Source organism: Rhizobium sp. BK512 (genome assembly GCF_014194915.1).
Taxonomy (GTDB): Bacteria; Pseudomonadota; Alphaproteobacteria; order Rhizobiales; family Rhizobiaceae; genus Rhizobium.
The window spans coordinates 162761-185598 of record NZ_JACIAS010000009.1; the positions used below are offsets into that span (position 1 = coordinate 162761).

Sequence of the window (22838 nt, forward strand, 5' to 3'; positions counted from 1 at the left end):
GAGCCGACACCCAGGCCCGGTCTAGCGGGTTCGGAGGCTGCAACCAAAAATGTCAGCGTGCCAAGGCATCCCTCGGAAACCCGGCAGCCAGGCTGTCGATGAACTTGCGCACCGCCGGCGGAAGACCCCGGCGTGTCGTGAACACAAGGTGGACGAGTCCCTTCATGCCACGCCAGGCCGGCAGCACATGAACGAGCTTTCCCTCGTCGATGGCCTGGCGGCAGGTATGGTCGGGCAGGAGTGCGACCCCAAGCCCGGCAATCGCTGCGGCCCTGACGGCAGTGAAGTCCGCGCACCCCATGCGCGGTTCGTGGCGTAGCGTATGCGTGCGTCCATCGTCCGTTTCGAGAAACCAGTTGACCTCCCCCCGGTCATCGGTCGTTGAGAGCGTCGATTGATCGGCGAGCCCGGCGATGTCGCCGATGCGGCTTGCTATCTGTGGGCTTGCGACAAGAATGCGAACCGAATTTCCCAGCGAGCGCATCGTCAGTGATGCGTCGCCATCGAGCGACGTTCGCACACGCAGCGCAACATCTATGCGTTCTTCGATCAGATCCACCAGACGGTCGATCGCGACAAGCTGAAGGCGTACCCTCGGATGTTGCGCCAGAAACTGCGTGACCAGACCAGAGATCGGTTCGACGAGGCCGGTCGGACAACTCATCCGGATCAGGCCATGCGGCTCTGACTGAGCCTCTGCAACCAGGGCTTCGGCGCGCTCTGCCTCTGCCAGCATCGCCTTGCAGCGCTCGTAAAAGGATTGCCCGACATCGGTTACACGAAAGCGCCGGCTCGAGCGCTCGATCAATCGGACACCAAGGCGTGCCTCAAGGCCCGCGATCCGCCGGCTGAGCTTCGATTTCGGCTCGCGCAGCGCCCGCCCGCCGCGGCCAAGCCGTCCTGCCCTTCGAAGCGCAGCCTTGTAAAAACGCCCGTTGAGGCACCGGTCTCCGGGATAATCCAATTGCATCAAGGCAGTCCCTGGCCCCTGGCCCCTGGTAGAAGAGCGCAGCGCCATGATCGGCAATCGTCCACTCCCGAACTTGCGAATATGCGATCAAACGGAAGCGGCTGGCAGCAGAGTTGCGTCCCGCGATTGAACAGACATGGGAACCATCAGCTGCCAAAGAACGTTTGCAGAACAAATTGAAGGAGATCGTAATGAGTGGCAACCCGAAAACCGATATGTCGTCCAACGCGCAGAAGGACCCGGACGAATGGGTCAGCGGCGACGAGCCGATGACTGGTGCGCAGCGCTCTTATCTGAAGACCCTATCGGAACAGGCGCATCAACCGGACGCTTACGGCGAGGATCTGACGAAAGCGGAAGCCTCCAAGCGCATTGACGAACTCAAGCAGTCGCTAGACCTGGCGTGACGCATCCATAGCATCGCGCATCATCAGGTGGCAATTGCATCTGCCGACCGATGCGCTGCGCCAGATAGATCCTATCCCTGCTATATTCGTATCCATGAAGCGCCGCGTCTCGGAAAAATCCACGAAGTCGTGGCGTTTCCACCTTCTTTGGCCACCGAAATCAACTAAATGGCTAGACAGGCTAGCTCGCTCGGAGAACAACCATGGAATGGCAGCTACAGGACGCGAAAAACCAGTTTTCAAAAGTGGTGCAAAAGGCGCGATTTGAAGGTCCGCAGGAAATCACAGTCCGTGGAGAAAGAACCGCTGTTGTATTGTCTACGCGGGACTATGACACCTTGCGCGCAGGCCGCCCCACACTCGTTGACGATCTACTCGGCGGTCCGGCGTGGGACGACGAGCTCGTTGATGCGGTCGAGGCGCGCGCCAAGAGCTCCAGCCGCGACGTGGCCTTCTGATGTACCTGCTGGAGACCAATATTGTCTCGGAAGCGCGACGCGGCACCCGCAGGCAGTCTCTTGGTTACGATCGGTAGATCCGCTTAGCGTCCACGTAAGCGCCTTGACTCTAGGCGAAATCATGCGCGGCATCGCGCTGAACAAAAGTCTGACCCGAGAGCCGCCTCTCAAGTGGCTGCGCAAGCTACGCCGGAACCACGGCGATCGTATCCTGCCGGTGACTGACCAGATCGCCGTGGAAAGGGGTCGGATCGCAGCGATCCGTCCGCGGGGCGATATTGATGGGCTGCTCGCCGCGACCGCGATCATCCACGACCTGATCCTCGTCACACGCAACGTCAAGGACTTCGAGGACACCGACGCAACTGTGATCAATCCCTGGGATATGTCGGCGTAGGACAAGATCGTCCTTCAAAAGCCGCTCGATTACAGCGCGGTTATTAGCGCGCTGCTCCGTCGCCGCAACGACGGCGACGTCAGCCCAGAGGAGGCGTCAAGAATGCGATCCTCCACAACAGCGCAGTGCCGTGATCGGCAATCGTCCACTCCCGAGCTTGCGAACGCGCGATTAAACGGAAGCGGCTGGCAGCAGAGTTGTGCCTCCGATTGAACAGACACGGAACCTATTCGGTCGCCATGTCTGCCCCGTTAAGGCTTGAGAACGACTTTGACGCAGCCATCCTTCTTCTCGAGGAAAGTCTTGTAGAGATCCGGCCCGTCTTCCAGACCCCCCGTATGCGTTATGATGAAGGATGGATCGATCTCGCCCTTCTGGACCCGCTCCATCAGGAGCGGCAGGTAGCGCTGGACAGGGGTCTGGGCCATTTTGAAGGTCAGGCCGCGGTTGATTGCCGATCCCATCGGGATCTTGTCGAGGAAGCCGCCATAAACACCGACGATCGATACCGTGCCGAAGTTGCGGCAACAATGGATGGCCTGGCGCAGCACATGGGGCCGATCGGTGCCCATGAAGGTCGCCACCTTGATACGGTCCAGTCGGGCATCCCAGCTTGCGGAAGGATCGGACTCGGTGCCAACCGCATCGATACAGGCATCGGCGCCGCGACCGTGTGTCAGTTCCATGATGCGGTCATAGATATCTTCCTCGAGATAATCGAGCGTCATGGCGCCAGACTTTTGGGCAAGCGCCAGCCGCTCCGGCACGCTGTCGATTGCAATGACACGCTCAGCTCCGAGGATGAACGCGGACTTGATTGCCATCTGGCCCACCGGCCCGCAACCCCAGATCGCGATCGTATCACCCGGCTGAATGTCGCAGAAATCGGCCGCCATATAGCCGGTTGGGAAAATATCCGACAGGAACAGCACCTGCTCGTCGGTCAGGCCGTCCGGCACCTTGATCGGGCCGACATCGGCATAAGGCACCCGCAGGTATTCCGCCTGCCCGCCGCTGAACCCGCCAAGCAGATGGGTATAACCGAACAGGCCGGCCGGCGAGTTGCCCCACATCTTGGTGACTTTCTCCGGGTTCGGGTTGGACCGCTCGCAGCCGGAAAAGAAGCCGCGCTTGCAAAAGAAGCATTCGCCGCAGGAAATGGTGAAGGGCACGACGACGCGGTCACCCACCTTCAGCTTGCTGTTGTCCTTGCCGACCTCGACCACCTCGCCCATGGTCTCGTGGCCCATGACGTCGCCGCTATGCATGTCGGGCATCACCCCGTTGTAAAGATGCAGATCCGATCCGCAGATCGCGCAGGCGGTTACCTTGATAATTGCGTCGCGGCCATCCTCGATGACCGGATCGGGAACGCTTTCGCAGCGAATGTCGTGCTTGCCGTGCCAGGTCAAAGCTTTCATGTCATGTCATCCTCTTCCAGGAGTAATATCTCTTGTCCCGCGTCTCTCAGGGCTGGCCACTTCCGCCGGCCGAGCCGTAGACTTGTCCCGTCGCATAGGACGCCGACGGATCTGCCAACTGCACATAGATCGACGCCAGTTCGGCCGGCTGTCCCGGACGGCCCATCGGCGTCTTGCCGCCGAACTGTTCCAGCTTCTCCATGGTCGCCCCACCAGAAACCTGCAGCGGCGTCCAGATCGGCCCCGGCGCCACGCCGTTGACGCGGATGCCCTTCGGACCGAGCTGCTTTGCCATCGATTTGGTGAAGTTCATGCCGGCAGCCTTGGTCATTGCGTAGTCGACCAGATCCTCGGAGGGATCGTAGGCCTGCTCCGACGTCGTGATGATGATGTTCGATCCCGGCTTGAGATGCTTGAGCGCGGCCTTCGTCAGCCAGAACATGGCGTAGATGTTGGTCTTCATGGTGGCATCGAACGCTTCGCTCGTTATGTCGGAGAGCGCGCCGGCCTGTTGCTGTCGTCCCGCATTGCTGACGAGGACGTCGAGACCGCCGAGCGCGGCCGCAGCATCCTCGACAAGCTTGGTGCAGAATGCCTCCTCACGAAGATCGCCGGGCAATGCAACGGCTTTGCGTCCTTCCTTCTCGATCAGGGCGATGACCTCTTTGGCATCGGGCTCCTCGTCGGGAAGGTAATTGATCGCAACATCGGCGCCCTCTCGGGCGTAAGCGATCGCGGCGGCCCGGCCCATGCCGGAATCGCCACCCGTGATCAGCGCCTTGCGACCGGCCAGACGACCCGATCCCTTGTAGGCGTTCTCGCCATGGTCGGGCTTCGGGTTCATCTTGCCCGCCAGGCCCGGGAACGGCTGCTTCTGTTTTTCGAACGGCGGCTTAGGATACTTGGACGTCGGATCCTGCAACATAATCGGCTCCTTTGATCGATTGGCGCTTGATTGGGCAAATGCTGGAAAGACGGATGACGCCAAAGCCGCGGAGGCGGCCGCGAGCACCGAGCGGCGTCTAATCTTCATGGTCATGGGACATCCTTGGCAGGAAGATGCGTTGATCGTGCGAGACGATAGTTGCTGCATTCGTCCCGTGTCGTGACGGTCGGGGAAGTCGGATTGTCATCATCGTCTCCGGTCGATGGGTCTTGCTGAACTTCGCTTCAACGCCAATGTTCCAAGCAACGAGCATTTCAAGGAACCAACCGATGCTGATCGTGTTGGTCGAGCAAAGGAGATCCCGATGCCCCACCTCGACACAGACGACCTGCGCATAACGTTCAAAGAGACGGGCGCTCGGTCCGGAAAACCGGTACTTCTGCTTCACGGCTGGCCTGATGACGCAACGACCTGGGAAGCGGTCGTGGATCTTCTGAAGGACCGCCATCTTCGTCTTGTCATTCCATATCTGCGCGGCTTTGGGCCGACGACGTTTCTAAACGACAAAGCGCCCAGAACGGCGAATGGCGGGATCCTCGCCATGGATGCGATCGCCTTGATGGATGGACTTGGCATCGAAAAATTCGCGGTCGTCGGCCACGACTGGGGATCGCATATCGCCGAATGCCTGGCGATCGGATGGCAAGACAGGGTCGATCGCATTGCCCTGCTTTCGTCCACGCCGCGCATGGGCGGACTGCCGACGCCGGCCTTCAGCCAAGCTCAGCTTTATTGGTACCAATGGTTCACGGCGACCAAGCGCGGTGCTGCGGCCATCGACAATGATCGGAAGGGATATGCCCGTCTGCAGTGGCAGAACTGGGCGCCGGACGGATGGTTCGACGACGCGACGTTCGATCGTGTGGCGAAATCCTTCGAGAACCCGGACTGGCTCGGCGTCACTCTGCACGGTTATCGTGTCCGCTGGGAGGAGGCGGAGCCTGATGCGCGCAGCCTATGGCTCGAGGAAAAGGTAAAGGCGACGAGATCATTGTCGCTTCCCGCGATTTTCATTCATGGGACTGAGGACGGCGTTACTCCACTGTCGACGTCTGAGACCGTGCACGAGAAGTTCACAGGAGCGTTCGAACGGATCCTGCTGCAAAATGTCGGCCATTTCCCTCAGCGGGAGGATCCGGAGGCAGTGGCGCGGGAACTTGCAGTGTTTCTCGCAGCCTGAGGGCAGCCGGTCCGGAACTTCGTCGGTTCCCAGAACTTTAGCTGGAGCCCCCTGGATGTCCAGGCAGCCCGATACCTGCCATACCAAAGGCCCGCCCGATGCAACAAACGCCAGCCGATCTCGAACCCCGCAAAGGAAGCCCGAGCCCGCGCATCGACGAGGACGAGTTCAAGAGGCGCTTTCGTAACCAGTTTCAAGATCCTGCCTTCGAGCCTCTGAAGGCGGAGCTCGAGAAGGTCACGGCGGCAGCCTGGGACGCATACGAGCACTCGCGCAAGAGCCCTCGCACGCAAAAGGCCGGGCCGGAGTTCGCAGATCCTTCCTACGAGCTTGCGACAGACTGGCTGGCGGCGCGCGACGCTATTTGCGAAGCGCAGCACCGCCATGACGATGCGAACGGCCCCCGCCGTTTCCTGCTGATAAACGGGTCGTCGCGCAGCGAACATACCTGTCCTGGCGAAATATCGAAAAGCTTTCGCATGGTCGAGATTGCCAGGAAGGTTTTGGAGCAGAACCCGCAAAGCAGTGTCGAGGTGCTCGATCTGAGCCGGATCACATCGGAATACGGTCGCCAGATCCATCCCTGCAAGGCCTGCTTCTCGACGTCGGCCGCACTCTGTCACTGGCCTTGTTCCTGCTATCCCAATTACTCGCTCGGGCAGATCCATGACTGGATGAACGACATCTATCCGATGTGGGTCGAAGCCCATGGCATCATGATCGTCACCCCGGTGAACTGGTACCAGACCTCCTCGCCTCTGAAGCTGATGATCGACCAGCTGGTGTGTGCGGACGGGGGAAACCCTGATCCGACCACGACGCATGGAAAGCATGCAAAAGAAGCCAAGGAGATCGAGATGAAGGGATGGGACTATCCCAGGCATCTCGAAGGGCGTCTCTTTTCCGTGATTGTCCATGGCGACACCGAAGGCGTCGAAAATGTCCGACGCGGCGTCTCGGACTGGCTGAAATCAATGGAACTGGAACCGGCCGGGACACTGGCGGAAGTCGATCGCTATATCGGCTATTGGGAACCCTACGCGACCAGCCATCCGGCCTTCGATAAGGACCAGTCGATGAAGGAGGAAGTCCGAAATGCCGCCCGCGCGTTGCAAGAGGCCGTTCTTGCAAAGCAGGACGGCAGGCAGTTTGCGGCCGGATCGCGCCTGAAGCAGGCGAGAGAGAAGTAGGATTTGAATACCTATGTCGTCACGCTCTTCATTCTCGGCGCCGTCATCCTCCTGACCGCATGGCTGCCGATGGCGTTGCGGCGTCTGCCATTGTCGCTACCGATCTGCTGTGTCGGGATCGGCGTCCTGTTGGCATGGTCGCCTCTCACGCCCCTTCCGAGGATGAACCCGCTCGACAATGGCGCAATCACCGAGCATCTGACGGAGTTCGTCGTCATCGTGGCCTTGATGGGCGCGGGCCTGAAGATCGATCGGCCGCTCGGCCTCCATCGCTGGGCAACAACCTGGCGGCTGCTTGGACTAGCCATGCCGATCTCCATCGCTGCGATCTCTTTTCTCGGTTGGCAGTTCCTCGGCCTGAACGCGGCGTCGGCCCTGCTTCTGGGTGCCGCTGTCGCGCCGACCGATCCCGTGCTCGCCGCCGATATCCAGGTCGGGCCTCCCAAGACCGGCGAGGAAGACGACATCCGCTTTGCTTTGACATCGGAAGCCGGCCTCAACGATGGTCTCAGTTTTCCCTTCGTGCTGGCGGCGGTCGCACTTGCCTCGGCCGGCGACAGCCCATTCGGGTGGACCGCCCACTGGCTCGTGTTCGACGTCTTGTGGAAGCTTGCATCGGGCATCGCCATGGGCTGGATTGTCGGCAGGGTCCTCGGCTACTTCACGTTCAAATTGCCGAAGGCGGGCCGTATCGCCAGGACGGGTGACGGCCTGGCGGCGCTTGGATTTACCTGCATTGCTTATGGCGCAACCGAGATCGTGCATGGCTACGGCTTTGTCGCCGTCTTCGTAGCGGCGCTGACCCTACGCAACGTCGAGCGCAATAGCGACTTTCACGGCGAACTCCACGACTTCGGTGAACAAATCGAGCGGATGCTGACCATGGTCCTCCTGGTGTGCTTCGGCTCCGTCCTCGCAGAGGGCACGCTCCTTGCCCATGTCGACTGGCGCATCGTCACCGTCGCCGTCGTCGCGCTTGCCATCGTCCGGCCGGTGGCAGCCTGGACGAGCCTTATCGGCTGTGAACGCCCTCAGGCTGAAAAGCTTATCGTGTCAGTGTTCGGCATTCGCGGCATCGGGTCCATCTATTATGTCGCCTACGCGTCCGGGCATGCGTCCTTCGACAAAGCTGAGGTGGTATGGGCGACGGTGTTCGTCATCGTCTTGATTTCTATCGTGGTGCACGGAATTGCTGTCACACCGGTCATGAATTGGATCGACCGGCGCCGCGGCGTCGACAGCGATAGACCAATGGAGACGACCGAAGTGGGCGGATCCGGCTGAGGTTCTCCCGACGCCGTCAGACAGAGACGGACCTATCACGCTCGCCAGCACGACCTGATTTCCGCTCGACCGCCTCGCCTTGATGGTTGCGCCGAAACAGGTGTCTCTCAAGACAGTACCAAACCCGGGAGAAACCAGAAGACGTGTCGATCGATTCAAAATCGTGTTGGTGGTGGTAGGCTTGAGCGGGCCATCAGGAACGATCCAGCTTGCGGATGATTTCAAGAGCCCAATTAATGGATATCACTTCAGCGGTCTGATCTTAGACCCATCCTTGTTGTTCCTGACATCTCGGGCAAGGTCTTTCACTCTGATCTTTTCCCTCGGTTCGACATCCAAGCCCGGAACAATTCGGCGCGAAGGAAATTGATTGGCGGACAGAACGATTTCAGGAAATCCGTCACGCAAACCGTCGTGATTGCGTTGCTGCCTAAACGATCTGTCAAATTTTCTTTGATATAGCGCACGATCGGTTACCTCAGGGTAGGACAACATGAGCATTCATCGAAAACTGTTTGCCGCGTCCGCATTGGCGATCTTGGCCGTATTGGTTGCCATCAATCCGTTCGGCAGGAACCTTGTCGACGTCCGCCCCGTGCCGTCCATGGTCGAAACCGTCCATTAACGGTCACGTATGCGTGCGTTCCCCATCGCATCGTAACGGTCCGTTAAGCGGGGTGGCCTAGCCTTTCGACTTTCTTGGATCTCGGGATGCCGAAATGGCCGCCAATGATAACAGACCTGCTTGCTTGCCCCTGGATGCGAAAGAGGTCGAAGACATTCTGGCGAAAGCGCGAAGCATAAAGGAAATGCTGGAGATCGCCATCGCCACCGCAAAGCAGCATTTTCAGGGGCAGCGTCGCTAACGCCCATTGCTGACTGACGGCCGCTGGCCTCGCACGGGATTGCAACCGAGCCTTTGCCGAGAGCGTTCGATAGCCGGGGGGGACGAAAGGCTGGGCTTGGCCGTAACGTTGCCTTGATCCGCCGCCTTATTTCAAGTCAAACGACAGAAGGATGATGTGGGCGACGCAGAGGCAATCGATAGGCGGCAACACGTCTTGCTGCTGCCGCCAACCCGTTTTCCCAGACCAACCAGCCTCACTTCGGAGGGGCGAACTTGAACAGCGTGAACGACGTGTCGGTCCAGCCCTCGTTGAACCAGGGCGAATCCTGGATGTGGGAGGCCGTGATGTAGAGCGCACCATCCGGGCCCTGCGCGAATGTATCTGGCCAGCGCAGCCGGCTGTCTTCCAGGAAGGGCGTGACCTTGCCGTCCGGGCCGAGAACCTTCACCCCATTATTCTCCATCGTACTGAGATAAATGCGATTCTGATCGTCGATCCAAAGACCGTCGGTCGGCTCGGTATCTGCGAATTTCTCCGCTTTGACTGCGGCAGGATCGGTTGCTGCCTTCTCAAGGGCATCTGTCGAAACCTTGTACATCGTCTTGCCCGTCAGCGCCTGGAAGTAGAGCGTCCTGTCGTCCTTGGAAAGGGCAATCCCGTCGGCGTTGAACTGTGGCTGGCGTCCATCCGGTCGGCGCAGCGGCTTGCCGTCGGTGTGGATGACGACCTCTTTTTCGAACTGCGTCGAGGGATCGTCGCTGAGTGCCCGCCACGCCTTGCCCGAAATGAGATCGAGAACGACCAGGCCGCCTGGCGAGCCGGAATCGGTAATGTAGGCGAATGCGCCGTCAGAGGCGATGCGGACGTCATTGAGATAGCTTGCCGGCCCGGCGACGTCCGGGGTAAAGGGGTAGACGCGCTTGACTGCGTTCGACCCGAGATCGATCTGCACGAGCTTCGGGCCGTCCTTGACGGTTTTCTCGCTGTTTGGTGCCGCCGGGTCAACGACCCAAAGCGAGCCCCTGTTGTCGGTGACGACGCTTTGGACGGTGACGAAGTGATCTTTCGGCGAGATCTCGTTCATCCTGGCGTTTCGCCAGGCATTCCATTCCTTGTTCGGGTACGGCTTGATAGAACCATCCTTCATGACCTCGGCGACGGAAACGGGCACGTCCTGCGACCAGCGCGGGAAGTTGACGAAGATGCGTCCATCTTGCGAAACGGTGACGCCGGTCACCTGATGGTCGAAGGTTGCAACTGTCTCGAGACGATCATCGGTCTTGCCCGTGATCGGCGCGACGAGCTTCCTCGCCTTGTTGGCGAGATTTTCCATCGTCTGCGTGTGGCCGATGGCGGGCTGCAGGACTGCGATAACGGCAGCGGCCGTCAGGAAGGTGGAAGTCTTGCGCGGGTGCGTGTTCATCATGGCCTCTTTGATGTTTAGGCTTTGAACAATGACGCCGTCGAAGTTCCTGCGCGAAACCGCATGGGACCAATATGATGCGCATCAGGTTGCCTTTGCTGATAGCCAGCCTCGATGAGCACGAATGGGCCATTGCAGTCGAAGATCGGACAATGGTGGTCATGCCATGCTGGACGGGTGGCCCGATGACGCATGACCCGAATGCTGCGACATCGCGTCTGAAGGGCCGGGGTCGGCGTCACTGTCGAAACAGGTTCTCTTCTTGATTGTCGCAGGTTTTCGAGGGCCATTCGATCGCACAGGTACGAGACCAGACACGAAACTCCTCGACCTCATGAACTTCAGATCGCTTGGCAGGGCCGATTGCTTTGATCGCCGCGAACGGTTCGTGCCGACATTTGGAACCAGCATCGCTTGATCAAGTTATAGTGGCATGACCGTACCCGCTGAAGCACTCGCCAAGTTGATCGCCCATTACGCCACGAACGAGGCGGCCTCGCGTCAAATGCGCAGGTTGCCAGCGTTTGCCGTTCCGCAGGAGGGCAATGATCGTCTCGGTTCCCTGCTGAAAAAGCTGGATGAAAAGCAAGCGGCTCTTACGGCTGCTGCTCAAGCCTGACGGAAAGGGTTAAGCAAAGCCCGTCCGGCAACCACTCCCGATCGATCTCTCCCGCCAGGCTGCGGGCTACCGTCTGCTCCAGCCGAGTGCCGAAGCCGACATGGGTGGAAGCCGGCGACTGCCCCGGCCCATTCTTTTCCAGCCAACGGAGCTTTAATGCTTCGCCGGTAACATCGACTTCGATCTCCAGCCGGCCATCAGGGACCGACAGGGCCCCATATTTTGCGGCATTGGAGGCAAGCTCGTGAAAAAGAAGGGCGAAGTTGGTGACGTCCTTGGCGGCAATCTCGAAGTCGCTCCCTTTCAGCGCCCAACGTCCCTCCCCCACCTCGGAGAACGGCTCGAGGATGGTGGACAGCAGCTGGAGAAGCGTCATTGCGCGCTCTTGGAAAGCATCATCTCCCGTGAAGCTTGGAAGCGTCATCTCGTGAGCACGAGAAAGCGATACCAGCCTGTTCCGCATGTCTGCGGCGAGCGCCGCTGCAGACGTGGCGTTGCGAGCCGCGACCGTAATGATGCTGCTTGTGATCGCAAACAGGTTCTTGACCCTATGATGCATTTCGCGAAGAAGCAGATCCTGGTGCTGCGCCGCCCGTCGCCGTTCGGAAATGTCCCGAGCTATCTTCGAAGCGCCAATGATCTTGCCCTCACGGTTCCTGATCGGTGAGATCGTCAGCGAGATGTCGATCAGGGACCCGTCCTTGTGGCGCCGAACGGTCTCGAAATGCTCAATCCGCTCGCCGGCGCGGATGCGTCCGAGGATACTTGGTTCTTCATCAAGCCGGTCATCCGGGATCAACAGGGTCACGGGTTGTCCAACCGCCTCGGACGCAGGGTAGCCGAACAGTCTTTCCGCAGCCTTGTTCCATGTCGTGATAATGCCTGTCAGGCTCTTGCTGATAATGGCGTCCTCGGACGATTCCACAATGGCGGCCAGGAAAGCTGCCGCATCATGACCGGGGCGCGCATTCCTTACGCTTTCCTCGAGCTCCAGGAAGCGTCCTTCAAAATCTGGATGATGGGATTGGTCGTTGAGAGCTGGCATTCAGTCATTGCCTCATGGCCATGGTTTGGAATTACGAAACAGAGAAACTTTAGCGTCTTATAACAATGATGGTAGCCCTGAGGCGATAACCAGTTGCAAAATTACGTGACGATCCTACGGTGCGCCTTCCACCAAGACAGGGCAGTCGCTTTGACACATACGCTTCCACGACTAACCACCGGAATCACGGGCCTTGACACCATCCTCGGAGGAGGATTGGTGGAAGGTGCTTCCTACATCCTTCAAGGCCATCCGGGCGCCGGCAAGACGATCTTTGCCAACCAGATGGCCTTCGCCAGCGTCACGAACGGCCGTAAAGTACTTTACGTTACCCTTCTGGCCGAAACCCATGATCGCCTTTTCCAGGCGCTCGGCACGCTCGATTTTTTCGACCGGGCCTGCCTCGGGACGAGTATCTCCTATATCAGTGTCTTCCAGACCTTGAAGGAAGAGGGCTTGCCGGCTGTCGTCAAGCTCATCAGGCAGGAGATCAACCGTCAGGGCGCGACCCTTCTCGTTTTCGACGGGCTCCTGAACGCACGAGACCGAGGCGAGACCGACATCGACGTCAAGACATTCATTGCAGAGGTGCAAAGCCAGGCGGCCTTTGTCGGCTGTTCCGTCTTGTTTCTGACAAGCACCAGGGTCGCCGAAGACAGTCCCGAGCATACGATGGTCGACGGCGTGATCGACCTGCATAACGAGCTGGTCGGGGTCCGTTCGGTGCGACGCCTGCAGATACGCAAGTCGAGAGGCACTGCTGCGCTTGGTGGTCACCACCAATTTGAAATCACGTCGGCGGGTATCGTCGTCTATCCGCGAATTGAAGCGGTACTGGCAACGAGCAGTGTCATCGATCAAGGGTCTTCCGATCTCATCGCATCGGGAACCGAAGGGTTGGACGCTGTTATGGGCGGCGGGCTGCAGGATAGCTCGGTGACACTCGTTTTCGGCCCCTCCGGCTGCGGCAAGACTTCGCTTGGCGTTAATTTTCTGGCACGGGCCAGCCAAAGCGAGCCGGCCTTGCATTTCGGGTTCTATGAAACGCCTGCGAGGTTGATGAGCAAGGCTCGCGCGCTCGGCGTCGATCTCAATGGCCCCGTAAGCTCGGGAGCGCTCAAAGTCATCTGGAGCCCGATGACAGAAAACCTGCTCGACAAGCTCGGGCATCGGCTCCTCGACGAGGTGCGCGCGCAAGGTACAAAGCGCCTTCTCATGGATGGATTGGGTGGTTTCGAGCGAGCTGCCGTTTACCCGCCCCGGCTGGTCGAATTTTTTGCCGCGCTCACGAACGAACTGCGCGCGCTTGGCGTTACGACAATTGCGACATGGGAACTGCGCGACCTTTTCGGGCCGACGGTAACGGCTCCGGGGTCGGAAATCTCCAGCCTACTGGATAATCTCGTGATGCTGCGCCATGTAGAGATCAATTCGCGCTTCAAGCGCACCATTTCAGTTCTCAAAGTTAGGGACAGAGCCTACGAGCCGGTCATTCATGAGGTGGGGTTTGGCTCGAACGGGATGCTGATCCAGCAGCCGCTGGAACCAGTTTCCGGCGCGGCGACGGGAGTGGCAGCCCCGGTCGAACGAGAGCATTAAAAGGGAAGCATAAACCGCATGCCACTCATCGTGATCGCAGAGGACGAATACCTCATCGCCGAAGTTCTGGTCATGATGCTGGAAGACGCCGGATATGAGGTTGCGTCGGCTCCGCACGGCAAGGCCGCGCTGGCGCTTGTGCGGGAGAAGAGCCCTTCCCTGGTGGTGACGGACTTCATGATGCCGCTGATGACGGGACTCGAACTGGCGCAGACGATGAGGTCGGACAAAGATCTCGCAGGTATTCCAATCATCCTGGTAAGCGGTGCTCAGGGTAGCATTGGTCGAGCTCATCCCGATGTCTTCGACGCCGTATTGGACAAACCGTACAACGAAAAAAAGCTGATTGAGACGGTCTCTCGCCTGATCCAATAGTTGTAGGGTTTAGTGGCGGGAAGGACGGTTCCTAAAATTTCGGCCGCTGCCGAGCTCTTCAAGTTACCAAGGCGGGCTCGGTGGAACCCGGCGATTGACCTTACGGTGCCCCCGAAAGGCCCCCGACAAAACTGCCGGGGCTCCACGCAGAAGGCTTGACCATAAGGCTGCTTCTTCTACGCGTTTGCCGCAATCGTCAGCGCCTTTCCTTGCTGTTCAAGGAGCACGGCTTGGACGAACGGATCTCTAACTGAACCCTGCTTGCGCGAAACGACGGTAGATCAAGTACCGGCTCTCCGAGATTTGGACTCACGGGTTCAATGTGACAATGATCCGCGATCAAGACATCTCGAAGCCGGCCACTATCAGGCAGCCTCAAGGCCCGTTCGGGCGACTGCGGCTGCAGTGTGGGATGGCCGATATCGTCGATCCCCATTGACCGACCCCGAGGTGGCAACCGACCGGCGTCTTGATGGAACAGGCTGTTTCCCAAAAAAACTTTAGCATTCACAAAAATAAAAAAATATCTTTCGATAAACGTTGATATGGTGCATCTGTAGAATAATTTTTTAGCGGAAGAAAATCATGCAATATTATTTTCCAGGCCTTACGGGAAGGCAAATCGCGATGTTTCTCATCGAGACATCGGTCCTTACAGCTGCGCTAGCTGCCATCCTTGCCGTTACCATACCTATGATCTGAGCCAAACGTGCACGAGCGCTAAGATGTTTCGGCGTGAGCAAAAAAAGGTCAGGGCAGTTATTCGGCCGAGTTCACTTGCTCGGCTACTCATAGCGGAGCAACTTCAACTTCGATCCAGCAACCGGCGTGGACAATATGCCGGATAACGAGCTAGATCGGCTGCTCTTTGATCGAATTTGGGCTATGGGCGCAAAGGCAGTGCACGACAATCACATATGGACGCTCGCCGGTGCCACCCTCAGCACCCCTACCTTTGAAGAATATCAGAGTAGCGGCGGCGAGCGGTTGAGCGATTTGATCGAGATCGTTAAACTCGGAATCGCGCAACTCCGCTAACGCCTATTGCTGATCTTGGTATTGAGGATCAGGCCAAGATGCTCCCCAGGAACCGATGGAAGTGATCGCACGTGGGGCCTGGTCCGCGTGTTCAGAAACGCATCGCCAACTCATCCTTTCTTCCAGTCAAAGCAGGAGGTCGTTCGATGAATGAACGCAGTCAGATGGCTTTCTCAGCAATCAAGCAGGCGAAAAATCACCGTCGCCAAAAGAAAGATCTAAGGTTCGCCGAAAACAGGGTCGACAAGATAACCCGGATGCTTGTCACTCAGACGGCGATTGTCAAAGCACGCCAGGCCAACCGCGCTTCAGCCACTGATGACCGGCCTCGAGCTTGCTCAGGCGATGCGCAGGGATGCCGCTCTTTCTTCCATTCCGATCGTGCTCGTGAGTGGCGGGCAGGCGAGCATTGGCCGAGGGCGTCCACAGCTGTTCGATGCGGTCCTAGATAAGCCATCATGAGAAGATACTCATCGCTACCGCTCCAGGCAATCGGTGGCGCCTGACCACTCACTCAAAGAGCTCCCCTCAGACTTGACGCGACTGCTTGGAAACGCGTGCGAGTGCCTGCCGCAGATCCTCCACGCGGAACGGTTTCCTGAGCAAGGTAGCCGTCGACGGACCTGGAAGATCAGGCGCCTTATCCCTTCCTGTGGCAAAGACGATCGCGACCTGCGGCCATCTCTCGCGCACGCGAGCACCCAACTCTTCGCCGGACATGCCCGGAAGGCCGAGATCCGTCAGCAGGATGTCCACGTTCTCTTTCTCCAAGATCGCCAGAGCCTCCGCGCCGGAGTTCGCTTCCAGAACCTCATGCTGCAGCTCCTCCAGCATATCGACCGTGTTCATACGTATCAGAGCATCGTCCTCAACAGCGAGGACCCGCAGACGCGACGCCTCTTCGGGCGAGGCCGACACAAGCTGAGCCGGGGCGGGATTGACTGTCGAAGTTGAACGCTGCTTCTGGTTACTCAGTACGTGACGCAGCTTTCTGGCAAGCGCATCACGCGTGTAAGGCTTGGACAAAAGTTCGACGCCGGCGTCGAGCTTTCCACCATGGACGATCGAGTTCTCGGTGTATCCGCTGGTAAAGAGCACGGCGAGGTGCGGCTGGCGCACCTTCGCCTGTCTTGCCACGTCCGCGCTCTTTAAGGCGCCAGGCATCACCACGTCGGTGAAGAGAAGATCGATGTGGATGCCGCTTTCGATGATCGTCAGCGCTGCAGCGGCGTCTTTGGCCTTCAGGACGCGGTAACCGAGATCGACCAACATCTCGACAACGGTATCGCGAACCTGTTCGTCGTCTTCGGCGACGAGAATGGTTTCCGACCCACCTGTCACCGGCCCCGTGTCAGAACCTGCGAGTTGATCTTCCTGCTGATGGACCCGCGGGAAGTAGAGCTTGATCGTCGTTCCGTGACCGACCTCGCTATAGATCTTGATGTGGCCAGCGGACTGCTTGACGAAGCCGTAGACCATGGATAGTCCGAGCCCGGTTCCCCTTCCAACCGGTTTCGTGGAAAAGAACGGCTCGAAGACCTGGTCTATGATCTCTGCGGGCATGCCGGAGCCGGTATCGGTCACGGCAAGCATGACGTACTGGCCCGCCTTAACGTCGCTCTGGAGGCGCGCGTAGTTGTCGTCCAGGAATGCATTGCCGACCTCGATGGTCAACTTCCCCTGCCCTTCCATGGCATCGCGGGCATTGATCGCGAGATTGAGGATGGCGTTTTCGATCTGGGTCGGATCGACCGAAACATTCCAAAGCCCCCCGCCACGAATGGTCTCGATTTCGATCCCCTCGCCCAGCGTGCGCCTCAGCATGTCTTCGATGCCGGAGACAAAATGACCAATATTGACAACCCTCGGCTCGAGCGCCTGTTTTCGGCCGAAGGCCAGGAGCTGGCTGGCGAGCTTTGCGCCCCGCTCGACACCTGCCAGGGCGTTTGTAATCCGCCGCCTTGCGTGCTCGTGACCCACCAAATCCTTTGACAAGAGCTGGAGATTGCCCGCGATCACCTGCAGGAGGTTATTGAAATCATGGGCAACGCCGCCCGTGAGCTGGCCGATCGCCTCCATCTTCTGAGCCTGGCGAAGGGCCTGCTCGGTTTCGGCGCGCCGCGCGATCTCCTCGGCCACCTGTTCCTCAAGATGCGCATTCAGGAGACTGAGCTTTTCTTCTGCCGCCCGACGCTGATCGATCTCCGTCTGGGCCGTGCGGAACAGCCTTGCATTGTCAAAGGCAATCGCAGCTTGTCCGGCAATGCCGCCCATCAGTGTTTCGTGATGTGCGGTGAACTTGCCCGTATCCGGATGGCCGAAGAACAGTCCTCCAATCACCTCGCCGCTGCCAAGGGTAATCGGCACGGCAAGATAGCTCCTGACCGGCAAATGTCCCTTCGGCATCCCATGGTGCGGCGCGCTTTGTCCGTACCGGGGATCGGCCATGATGTCGTCCGATCGCACGATCCCCTCCCCCCCGAATGTCGGCGCGAAGACCTTCGTGTTTCGCGGCATCGGGAACTTGGAGAATGCCTCGCGGGGCACACCCGACAGAGTATAGAGCATGTAGCTCTCGCCGGCATTATCAACGACGTTGTAGAAGAAGGCGCCAAACTGGGCGCCTGTCAGCTCGACACCGGCATCCGTGACCGTCTGTACGAGGCGCTCGAGGTCTAGCTCGCCGGCAAGGGCTTCACCGGTCCGGTTGAGGGCCTCAAGCCGTCTCGTCTGCTGTCTGAGCGCCTCCTGCGCGTTGCGCCGCTCGATGATGAGCGCAGCCGATCCCGCGACGAGATCAAGCAGATCGCGGTCCGATGACGGGGCTTCCAGCGCATGGGGGTAGTAGAGCGCGAATGTGCCGAGGACCTCTCCCTCGGTCGACAGGATCGGCGCCGACCAGCAGGCGCGCAGACCATGTGACAAGGCGAGATCGCGATAGTCGGCCCATAAAGGATCGTTGGCGATATCGTTGACGTAAACGGCCTCTTTCCGGTAGGCCGCGGCGCCGCATGAACCGACGTTCGGACCGATCTCGATGCCATCGACAGCGTCGTTGAAATCTGCCGGTAAATTTGGCGCCGCGCAGTGGCAAAGCCGGCGTCGATCAGGATCCGTGAGCAAGATTGAGGCGATAACGCCATGGGAAGAAAGACCTTCCACCATGGTGACAAGGCTCTCCAGCAACCCCTGCAGCGGCACGTCCTGCATTGCCGCCTCCAGCAACCGTGCCTGCGCGGCCTGCAATCCCTCCGTCCGTTTCCGATCGGTAATGTCGATGACGGATCCGACGAACCCGAGGAAAGACCCGTCCTCGCCAAAGCGGGGGGCGCCGGCATCAAGCGCCCAGCGATATTCGCCATCGGCCCGCCGCAACCTGTATTCGAACCGAAAGGGCTCGCGTCGCCGGTTCGCCTCCAGGAAAATCCGCTCGGCTTGCGCCACGTCATCGGGATGGGTCGCTCGTAGCCAGCCGAACCCAAGCCCATCTGCCTCCGTCTGACCGGTGAACTCGTACCATATTCGGTTAAGGTAGGTACACGCCGCCTCCTCGTCGGTCACCCACATCATGACGGGCGCATGATCGGCCATGTTTCGGAAGCGCGCCTCGCTTTCGCGAAGGGCTGCAGTGGTCTCCCGACGCAGTCTGGACAGTTCGAGATTTGACTGGACGGTGGCGACAAGCTCTCTGGCTGAAAATGGTTTGACGAGGTAATCGTCAGCCCCTGCATCGAGGCCCTCCACACGGGCTTCCTCACCTGCCCTTGCGGAGAAGGCGATGACCGGAAGATCACGAAGCGCGGGGTCTTTCCTGATCTCTCTGATCAGGCCGAAGCCATCGAGCCGTGGCATCATGATGTCGGTCAGGACGAGATCGGGACGCTCCCGGCGTATGGCCGACAGCGCGGCTTGTCCGTCCTCGACGGCATCGACCTGATATTGCGCCGACAGCAGGCGCCGCACATAGGAGCGCATGTCTGCATTATCATCGGCCAGAACGATCCTGATCGACGATGTGCCGGTGGCCGTTGCCGGTTCTGGTTCAGGTTCGGGGGCGGCGACGTCAGGGCCGTTGTCCTCTTCCTCCGGAAGCCACCGCAGTGCCTCCTGCACGTAGGAGTCGGCACGAACCGCCGTCAGCGCGATCGGCCGCTCTTGTAACGCGTCGGACGCGCTCTGCCGTGGATCGTCGAGCGGAATGGTCACGATGAACTCGGTTCCCTTGCCGAGTTCGCTCTCGGCTCGAACGTCTCCGCCGTGAAAGCGTGCCAGTTCCTGGACAAGAGCAAGCCCGATCCCTGATCCCTCGATCGAACGGCCATGAGCTCCCTCAACCCGATGAAAACGCTCGAAAAGTCGCGGAAGCTCCTCCTCGGGTATTCCAGTTCCCGTATCGCGCACGCGCAGTATCGCATTGCCACCGGCTTCGGAAAGTTCAACGGCGACTTCACCTTCAAAAGTGAACTTGAACGCATTTGAAAGGAGATTGAGAACGATCTTTTCCCACATCTCGCGATCGACACATACTGCCCGGGAAAGCGGCGCGCAGTTTACGCTGAAGGTCAGACCAGCCTTCTCGATCGCAGAGCGGAAGTTGCTCGCGAGCTCCCGTGTCAGAACGGCCAGATCCGTTGGCTCGACATTTGCCTGGGTCCGGCCGGCTTCGATCCTTGAAAAGTCCAGGAGGGTGTTTACGAGCTTCAGGAGACGCAGCCCGTTCCTGTGGATCACCTCGATCCGTTCGCGCTCGCGCGGGATCAGATTGTCACGGTCGGCAAGTGCATCCTCGATCGGTCCGAGCATAAGTGTCAGCGGCGTGCGGAATTCATGACTGACGTTCGAAAAGAAGGCCGTCTTGGCTCTGTCGATCTCTGCAAGAGCCTCGGCTTTTCGCCGTTCCTCCTCGTAGGCGCGAGCGTTGGCAAGGGCGGTACTCACATGCGCGGCGGCACGCTCCAGGAATGAGACATATTCGGTATCGAGCTCGCGTCTCGGGCTGATGCCGCAGGTAAGAAAACCGAATGGGGCGTGGGCGCTGGCATTCACGCCGATCGGTATCATCAGAGCCCGCTCGACCGCTTCCGGCCAGGCGCGGCTTGCCGGCTTGTTCCGGAACAGGTCGTTGACGTTATCGACGATAACAGGGACTTCGCTCGCAACCAGCCTGTCTATCGACCAAAGTGCTGCGCTATCGCCGGCGGCAATAGCCGAGGGCGCGTAGGCTTCGACATCCAGGCCCGCCCTTGCAACCAGTTCAGCTTGCGAGCCGTCCCCCTTCAGCCGGTAAAACAGGCAGAAGGGTACGTCTTCTGGGCGTTTTCCCAGGACTTGTGCCGCGAGCGTCATAACGTCTTCCTCGGACCGAGCCGACGCGATGCGCTCGGCAAGCTCGCGCAGGGTCTTTTCCCGGCGCTCCTCGATAACCCTGTAGGTGGTTTCGACAACGGCATTGAAGATACCTTCGACCGTGCCGTTTTCGCCGCGAATGGGACTGAAGGTGAAGTTGAAGTAACATTCCTCGGTGTAACCGTGACGGTTCATCGGCAGGAGCTGGTCTTCCTGCCACACGCCCTCGCCTGTCCGCTGGACCGCCTCAAAGAGCGGCCCGATCGCGTCCCATATTTCCGGCCACACCTCGCGACCCGGGCGTCCCATCGCCCAGGGGTGTTTTTCGCCCGGAATGTCGCTCCAGGCATCGTTATAGAGAAGTGCAAGTTCTGGGCCCCAGTAGATGGCGATCGGGAAATTCGTACCGAGACAGATGCTGATGGCCGATCTGAGGCTCTGGGGCCACTCCTGCGGCAGGCCAAACGGCGTATGTTGCCAGTCAATCTGCCTCATCAGGGCGCCTGCAGTACCGCCACCGAAGAACATGTCGAAATCGAGACCCTGGTCTGAAGTGGTATCGGTGTCATTGGTGGTATTGGCGTCAGTCACGGTCACCTCTAACGGCAGAACTCAATGCTTTCCTACCAAGACGGCGGAAAGACATAGCGCCCATAACTAGATGACCGCTCAAACAGGACAAGGGGATATGCCTAACCAAGACTTACCCGTTGCAGAGCAGATACAGCGCGGCATCCGTCGAGCTGGGCTACTCAACAAAATTCCCGGGCCGAACTCGCTTACGCGCCACGATCCCCCGCCTGCGCAACGACCTCAACGAAGTTTTTTCTCCGCTTTCCGTCTTTGCCAGACTCCCAGGCGGTATTTACCTTGCCCAGTTCGAGAGGCCGGATGACGGCGGTTAACCATACGGGGGCCTGTTCCGGCCGTCATCTACCTGGAACGCGGAAGGCTGCGCGCATCCGCCCCGCCTTTTGTCGCCGGCACTGCGCCCCGCGGCGTTCGAACGATAGAGCGCCATCAGCATCGCGGCGAGCGAAAACTCACCGCGCGCCGCCTTGCCAGTCAGGTCGCGGAGGTAACCGCCGGGCGAAGTGATATGCGCTGCCCGCTCCAGGATACAGGCCATTGCAACGGCTGCATTTTCAGGCCCCATGATCTCGCAGGCACGCTGATAGGCCGACGGGCTGACCCCTAGCATGGAGCGCACGATGATGCCGGCCGCCATAATTTCGCGCCAGCTGCCGATACTTCCCCCTCCTCCTGGAGCGTAGTCGGAAATGGTCGGGCAGGCCTGCAGCACCAATTCAAGCGGGAAGACTTTCATCGGCTTGGCGGATGGCCTCATATCGGTTGGGTTTGGCCCCTCCTCCCTTTCGCAAGCGGGTTCAAGTTCATGGCTGGATTCGGTATCTGAATTCTGTAGGTGGCGGCCAAAACGGACAGCATTGCCATCCGGCTTTCCGGAATTTCCTTTCAAATCCAGCTGGTTGAGTATTTCCTCACGCAGCATTTCCATGTTCTCAAGTATCGGTTCGAGATCGGCAAGGAGCGGCGTGCGCGGAATGCGGGCAAGAAGGGCGCGAAACCGGCTCTCGATCAGCGCCCAGTCCCCGTGAACCCCCTCCTGGATCGCCATGCAGATCAGCTTGCGGATGTCGCGCCGGCAAAGCGACAGGTTCTCCTTGGCGATCTGAAACCTCCGCCGCTCGGCGGCAACCGACTGGGCAAGCTCCGCCAGTTCCTCGGCACGCGACAGAAGCGGCGCCAATGAGAAACCAAAGGCCTGTTCGAGCTTGCCTGTCCGGCTGCGTCTTGCGTAGCGCTTGCCGTTCGGGCTGTCCTTGCGCACGATCAGACCGGCCTCGACAAGCGCTGCCAGGTGACGGCGAAGTGTCGTGCCGGCGATCCCGTGGGCCCTGACGCTGAGTTGAAGGTTGGAGGGAAAAACCACGAGCCCGCCCTCTTGCGTCAGTTCGTTGCACGGCAGGAAGGTCAACAATGCATCGAGCACGGTCAGGGCACGGTCGGGAATGCCGATCGTCGACCGCGCCTGGCAGACGTCGCGAAACACCTTCCATTTGTCTATCGATTTGCCCTCTTTGATCGAGGACGTCTCAAGCTGCCCTTTCACCAGGGCAAGCGTCATCGGCCGCCGCCCGAAAGGCGTCGTGATCCTATGCGTCTGCATTTTCCTTCACCTTCTGTCAGGCAAAAGAAAACCGTCCACCAAAACGGTGCCAAACTGTCTTGACTGTGATTCGAGGAAGTGCGATTCTCGGGCTGCTAGAC

General features: G+C 59.4%; 17 protein-coding genes and 2 pseudogenes. 11 read left to right on the plus strand and 8 right to left on the minus strand.

Features of this window, described 5'->3' with window-relative positions; translation table 11 throughout:
- Nucleotides 1-52: 52 nt before the first annotated feature.
- Nucleotides 53-970, minus strand: a complete 918-nt coding sequence (locus FHX06_RS28305) for a LysR substrate-binding domain-containing protein (RefSeq protein ID WP_183881661.1) — start codon at nt 968-970, stop codon at nt 53-55.
- Between the two features lie 191 nt (nt 971-1161).
- Here FHX06_RS28305 and FHX06_RS28310 point away from each other — a divergent pair, with 191 nt between their 5' ends.
- The 3 genes and pseudogenes from FHX06_RS28310 to FHX06_RS28320 all read left to right on the plus strand — a co-directional run bounded on the left by FHX06_RS28310 (nt 1162) and on the right by FHX06_RS28320 (nt 2232).
- Nucleotides 1162-1377 (plus strand): DUF3072 domain-containing protein, encoded by a 216-nt coding sequence (locus tag FHX06_RS28310; protein ID WP_183881663.1) that lies wholly within the window; start codon nt 1162-1164, stop codon nt 1375-1377.
- A 203-nt stretch (nt 1378-1580) separates the two neighbouring features.
- Nucleotides 1581-1835, plus strand: coding sequence for a type II toxin-antitoxin system Phd/YefM family antitoxin (locus FHX06_RS28315; RefSeq protein ID WP_183881665.1), 255 nt, complete (start codon nt 1581-1583; stop codon nt 1833-1835).
- A pseudogene (locus FHX06_RS28320) lies at nt 1835-2232 on the plus strand (type II toxin-antitoxin system VapC family toxin). Before FHX06_RS28315 ends, FHX06_RS28320 begins: the two are co-directional and overlap by 1 nt.
- A 251-nt stretch (nt 2233-2483) precedes the next feature.
- Here FHX06_RS28320 and FHX06_RS28325 read toward each other — a convergent pair.
- Both FHX06_RS28325 and FHX06_RS28330 read right to left on the minus strand, forming a co-directional pair.
- Entirely contained in the window at nt 2484-3653 is a 1170-nt protein-coding gene (locus FHX06_RS28325) for a zinc-dependent alcohol dehydrogenase (RefSeq protein ID WP_112543661.1), read from the minus strand.
- Nucleotides 3654-3699: 46 nt separating this feature from the next.
- Nucleotides 3700-4578, minus strand: coding sequence for an SDR family oxidoreductase (locus tag FHX06_RS28330; protein ID WP_246715662.1), 879 nt, complete (start codon nt 4576-4578; stop codon nt 3700-3702).
- Between the two features lie 325 nt (nt 4579-4903).
- On the opposite strand from FHX06_RS28330, the gene FHX06_RS28335 reads away from it, so the two are divergent.
- From FHX06_RS28335 to FHX06_RS28350, 5 genes are all read left to right on the plus strand, one after another.
- Nucleotides 4904-5779, plus strand: a complete 876-nt coding sequence (locus tag FHX06_RS28335; RefSeq protein ID WP_112543818.1) for an alpha/beta fold hydrolase — start codon at nt 4904-4906, stop codon at nt 5777-5779.
- 98 nt (nt 5780-5877) lie between these two features.
- Nucleotides 5878-6969, plus strand: coding sequence for a flavodoxin family protein (locus FHX06_RS28340; protein ID WP_183881667.1), 1092 nt, complete (start codon nt 5878-5880; stop codon nt 6967-6969).
- 3 nt (nt 6970-6972) lie between these two features.
- The gene (locus tag FHX06_RS28345; RefSeq protein ID WP_112543663.1) at nt 6973-8253 is read left to right on the plus strand and encodes a cation:proton antiporter; all 1281 of its coding nucleotides are present in this window, start codon (nt 6973-6975) and stop codon (nt 8251-8253) included.
- 493 nt (nt 8254-8746) lie between these two features.
- The gene (locus FHX06_RS36105; RefSeq protein ID WP_281413458.1) at nt 8747-8878 is read left to right on the plus strand and encodes a hypothetical protein; all 132 of its coding nucleotides are present in this window, start codon (nt 8747-8749) and stop codon (nt 8876-8878) included.
- A 94-nt stretch (nt 8879-8972) separates the two neighbouring features.
- A complete protein-coding gene (locus FHX06_RS28350; RefSeq protein ID WP_162728617.1) occupies nt 8973-9119 on the plus strand; it encodes a hypothetical protein in 147 nt (48 codons plus the stop codon).
- 235 nt (nt 9120-9354) lie between these two features.
- On the opposite strand, the gene FHX06_RS28355 is transcribed toward FHX06_RS28350, so the two are convergent.
- Complete coding sequence (locus tag FHX06_RS28355; RefSeq protein WP_183881669.1) at nt 9355-10527, minus strand: SMP-30/gluconolactonase/LRE family protein; 1173 nt, start codon at nt 10525-10527, stop codon at nt 9355-9357.
- 430 nt (nt 10528-10957) lie between these two features.
- Between FHX06_RS28355 and FHX06_RS28360 the strand changes: the two genes are divergently transcribed.
- On the plus strand, nt 10958-11143 hold the full coding sequence (locus tag FHX06_RS28360) for a hypothetical protein (protein WP_112543666.1): 186 nt from the start codon (nt 10958-10960) through the stop codon (nt 11141-11143).
- Here FHX06_RS28360 and FHX06_RS28365 read toward each other — a convergent pair.
- Nucleotides 11121-12188, minus strand: a complete 1068-nt coding sequence (locus tag FHX06_RS28365) for a PAS domain S-box protein (protein ID WP_183881671.1) — start codon at nt 12186-12188, stop codon at nt 11121-11123. The genes FHX06_RS28360 and FHX06_RS28365 overlap by 23 nt on opposite strands.
- Before the next feature lie 150 nt (nt 12189-12338).
- Here FHX06_RS28365 and FHX06_RS28370 point away from each other — a divergent pair, with 150 nt between their 5' ends.
- Nucleotides 12339-13787, plus strand: coding sequence for an ATPase domain-containing protein (locus tag FHX06_RS28370; protein ID WP_183881673.1), 1449 nt, complete (start codon nt 12339-12341; stop codon nt 13785-13787).
- Between the two features lie 18 nt (nt 13788-13805).
- The gene (locus tag FHX06_RS28375) at nt 13806-14162 is read left to right on the plus strand and encodes a response regulator (protein WP_112543669.1); all 357 of its coding nucleotides are present in this window, start codon (nt 13806-13808) and stop codon (nt 14160-14162) included.
- Between the two features lie 1566 nt (nt 14163-15728).
- Here FHX06_RS28375 and FHX06_RS35735 read toward each other — a convergent pair.
- The 3 genes and pseudogenes from FHX06_RS35735 to repC form a co-directional block, all read right to left on the minus strand.
- A complete protein-coding gene (locus tag FHX06_RS35735; protein ID WP_112543819.1) occupies nt 15729-18410 on the minus strand; it encodes a GAF domain-containing protein in 2682 nt (893 codons plus the stop codon).
- 51 nt (nt 18411-18461) lie between these two features.
- Nucleotides 18462-21074, minus strand: a pseudogene (locus tag FHX06_RS35740) (response regulator); the annotation flags it as partial.
- Between the two features lie 373 nt (nt 21075-21447).
- Nucleotides 21448-22737 carry a plasmid replication protein RepC gene (gene repC / locus FHX06_RS28385; RefSeq protein WP_112543671.1) on the minus strand — a complete coding sequence of 430 codons (1290 nt, stop codon included), beginning with the start codon at nt 22735-22737 and terminating at the stop codon, nt 21448-21450.
- Between the last annotated feature and the right edge of the window lie 101 nt (nt 22738-22838).

Bases quoted from the DNA above. Each gene is read 5' to 3' on its own strand.
- FHX06_RS36105 (WP_281413458.1), top strand. From the start codon at position 8,747: ATGAGCATTCATCGAAAACTGTTTGCCGCGTCCGCATTGGCGATCTTG.
- FHX06_RS28305 (WP_183881661.1), bottom strand. From the start codon at position 970: ATGCAATTGGATTATCCCGGAGACCGGTGCCTCAACGGGCGTTTTTAC.
- FHX06_RS28340 (WP_183881667.1), top strand. From the start codon at position 5,878: ATGCAACAAACGCCAGCCGATCTCGAACCCCGCAAAGGAAGCCCGAGC.
- FHX06_RS28350 (WP_162728617.1), top strand. From the start codon at position 8,973: ATGGCCGCCAATGATAACAGACCTGCTTGCTTGCCCCTGGATGCGAAA.
- FHX06_RS28315 (WP_183881665.1), top strand. From the start codon at position 1,581: ATGGAATGGCAGCTACAGGACGCGAAAAACCAGTTTTCAAAAGTGGTG.
- repC (WP_112543671.1), bottom strand. From the start codon at position 22,737: ATGCAGACGCATAGGATCACGACGCCTTTCGGGCGGCGGCCGATGACG.
- FHX06_RS35735 (WP_112543819.1), bottom strand. From the start codon at position 18,410: ATGCAGGACGTGCCGCTGCAGGGGTTGCTGGAGAGCCTTGTCACCATG.
- FHX06_RS28360 (WP_112543666.1), top strand. From the start codon at position 10,958: ATGACCGTACCCGCTGAAGCACTCGCCAAGTTGATCGCCCATTACGCC.
- FHX06_RS28355 (WP_183881669.1), bottom strand. From the start codon at position 10,527: ATGATGAACACGCACCCGCGCAAGACTTCCACCTTCCTGACGGCCGCT.
- FHX06_RS28325 (WP_112543661.1), bottom strand. From the start codon at position 3,653: ATGAAAGCTTTGACCTGGCACGGCAAGCACGACATTCGCTGCGAAAGC.
- FHX06_RS28310 (WP_183881663.1), top strand. From the start codon at position 1,162: ATGAGTGGCAACCCGAAAACCGATATGTCGTCCAACGCGCAGAAGGAC.
- FHX06_RS28375 (WP_112543669.1), top strand. From the start codon at position 13,806: ATGCCACTCATCGTGATCGCAGAGGACGAATACCTCATCGCCGAAGTT.
- FHX06_RS28330 (WP_246715662.1), bottom strand. From the start codon at position 4,578: ATGTTGCAGGATCCGACGTCCAAGTATCCTAAGCCGCCGTTCGAAAAA.
- FHX06_RS28365 (WP_183881671.1), bottom strand. From the start codon at position 12,188: ATGCCAGCTCTCAACGACCAATCCCATCATCCAGATTTTGAAGGACGC.
- FHX06_RS28335 (WP_112543818.1), top strand. From the start codon at position 4,904: ATGCCCCACCTCGACACAGACGACCTGCGCATAACGTTCAAAGAGACG.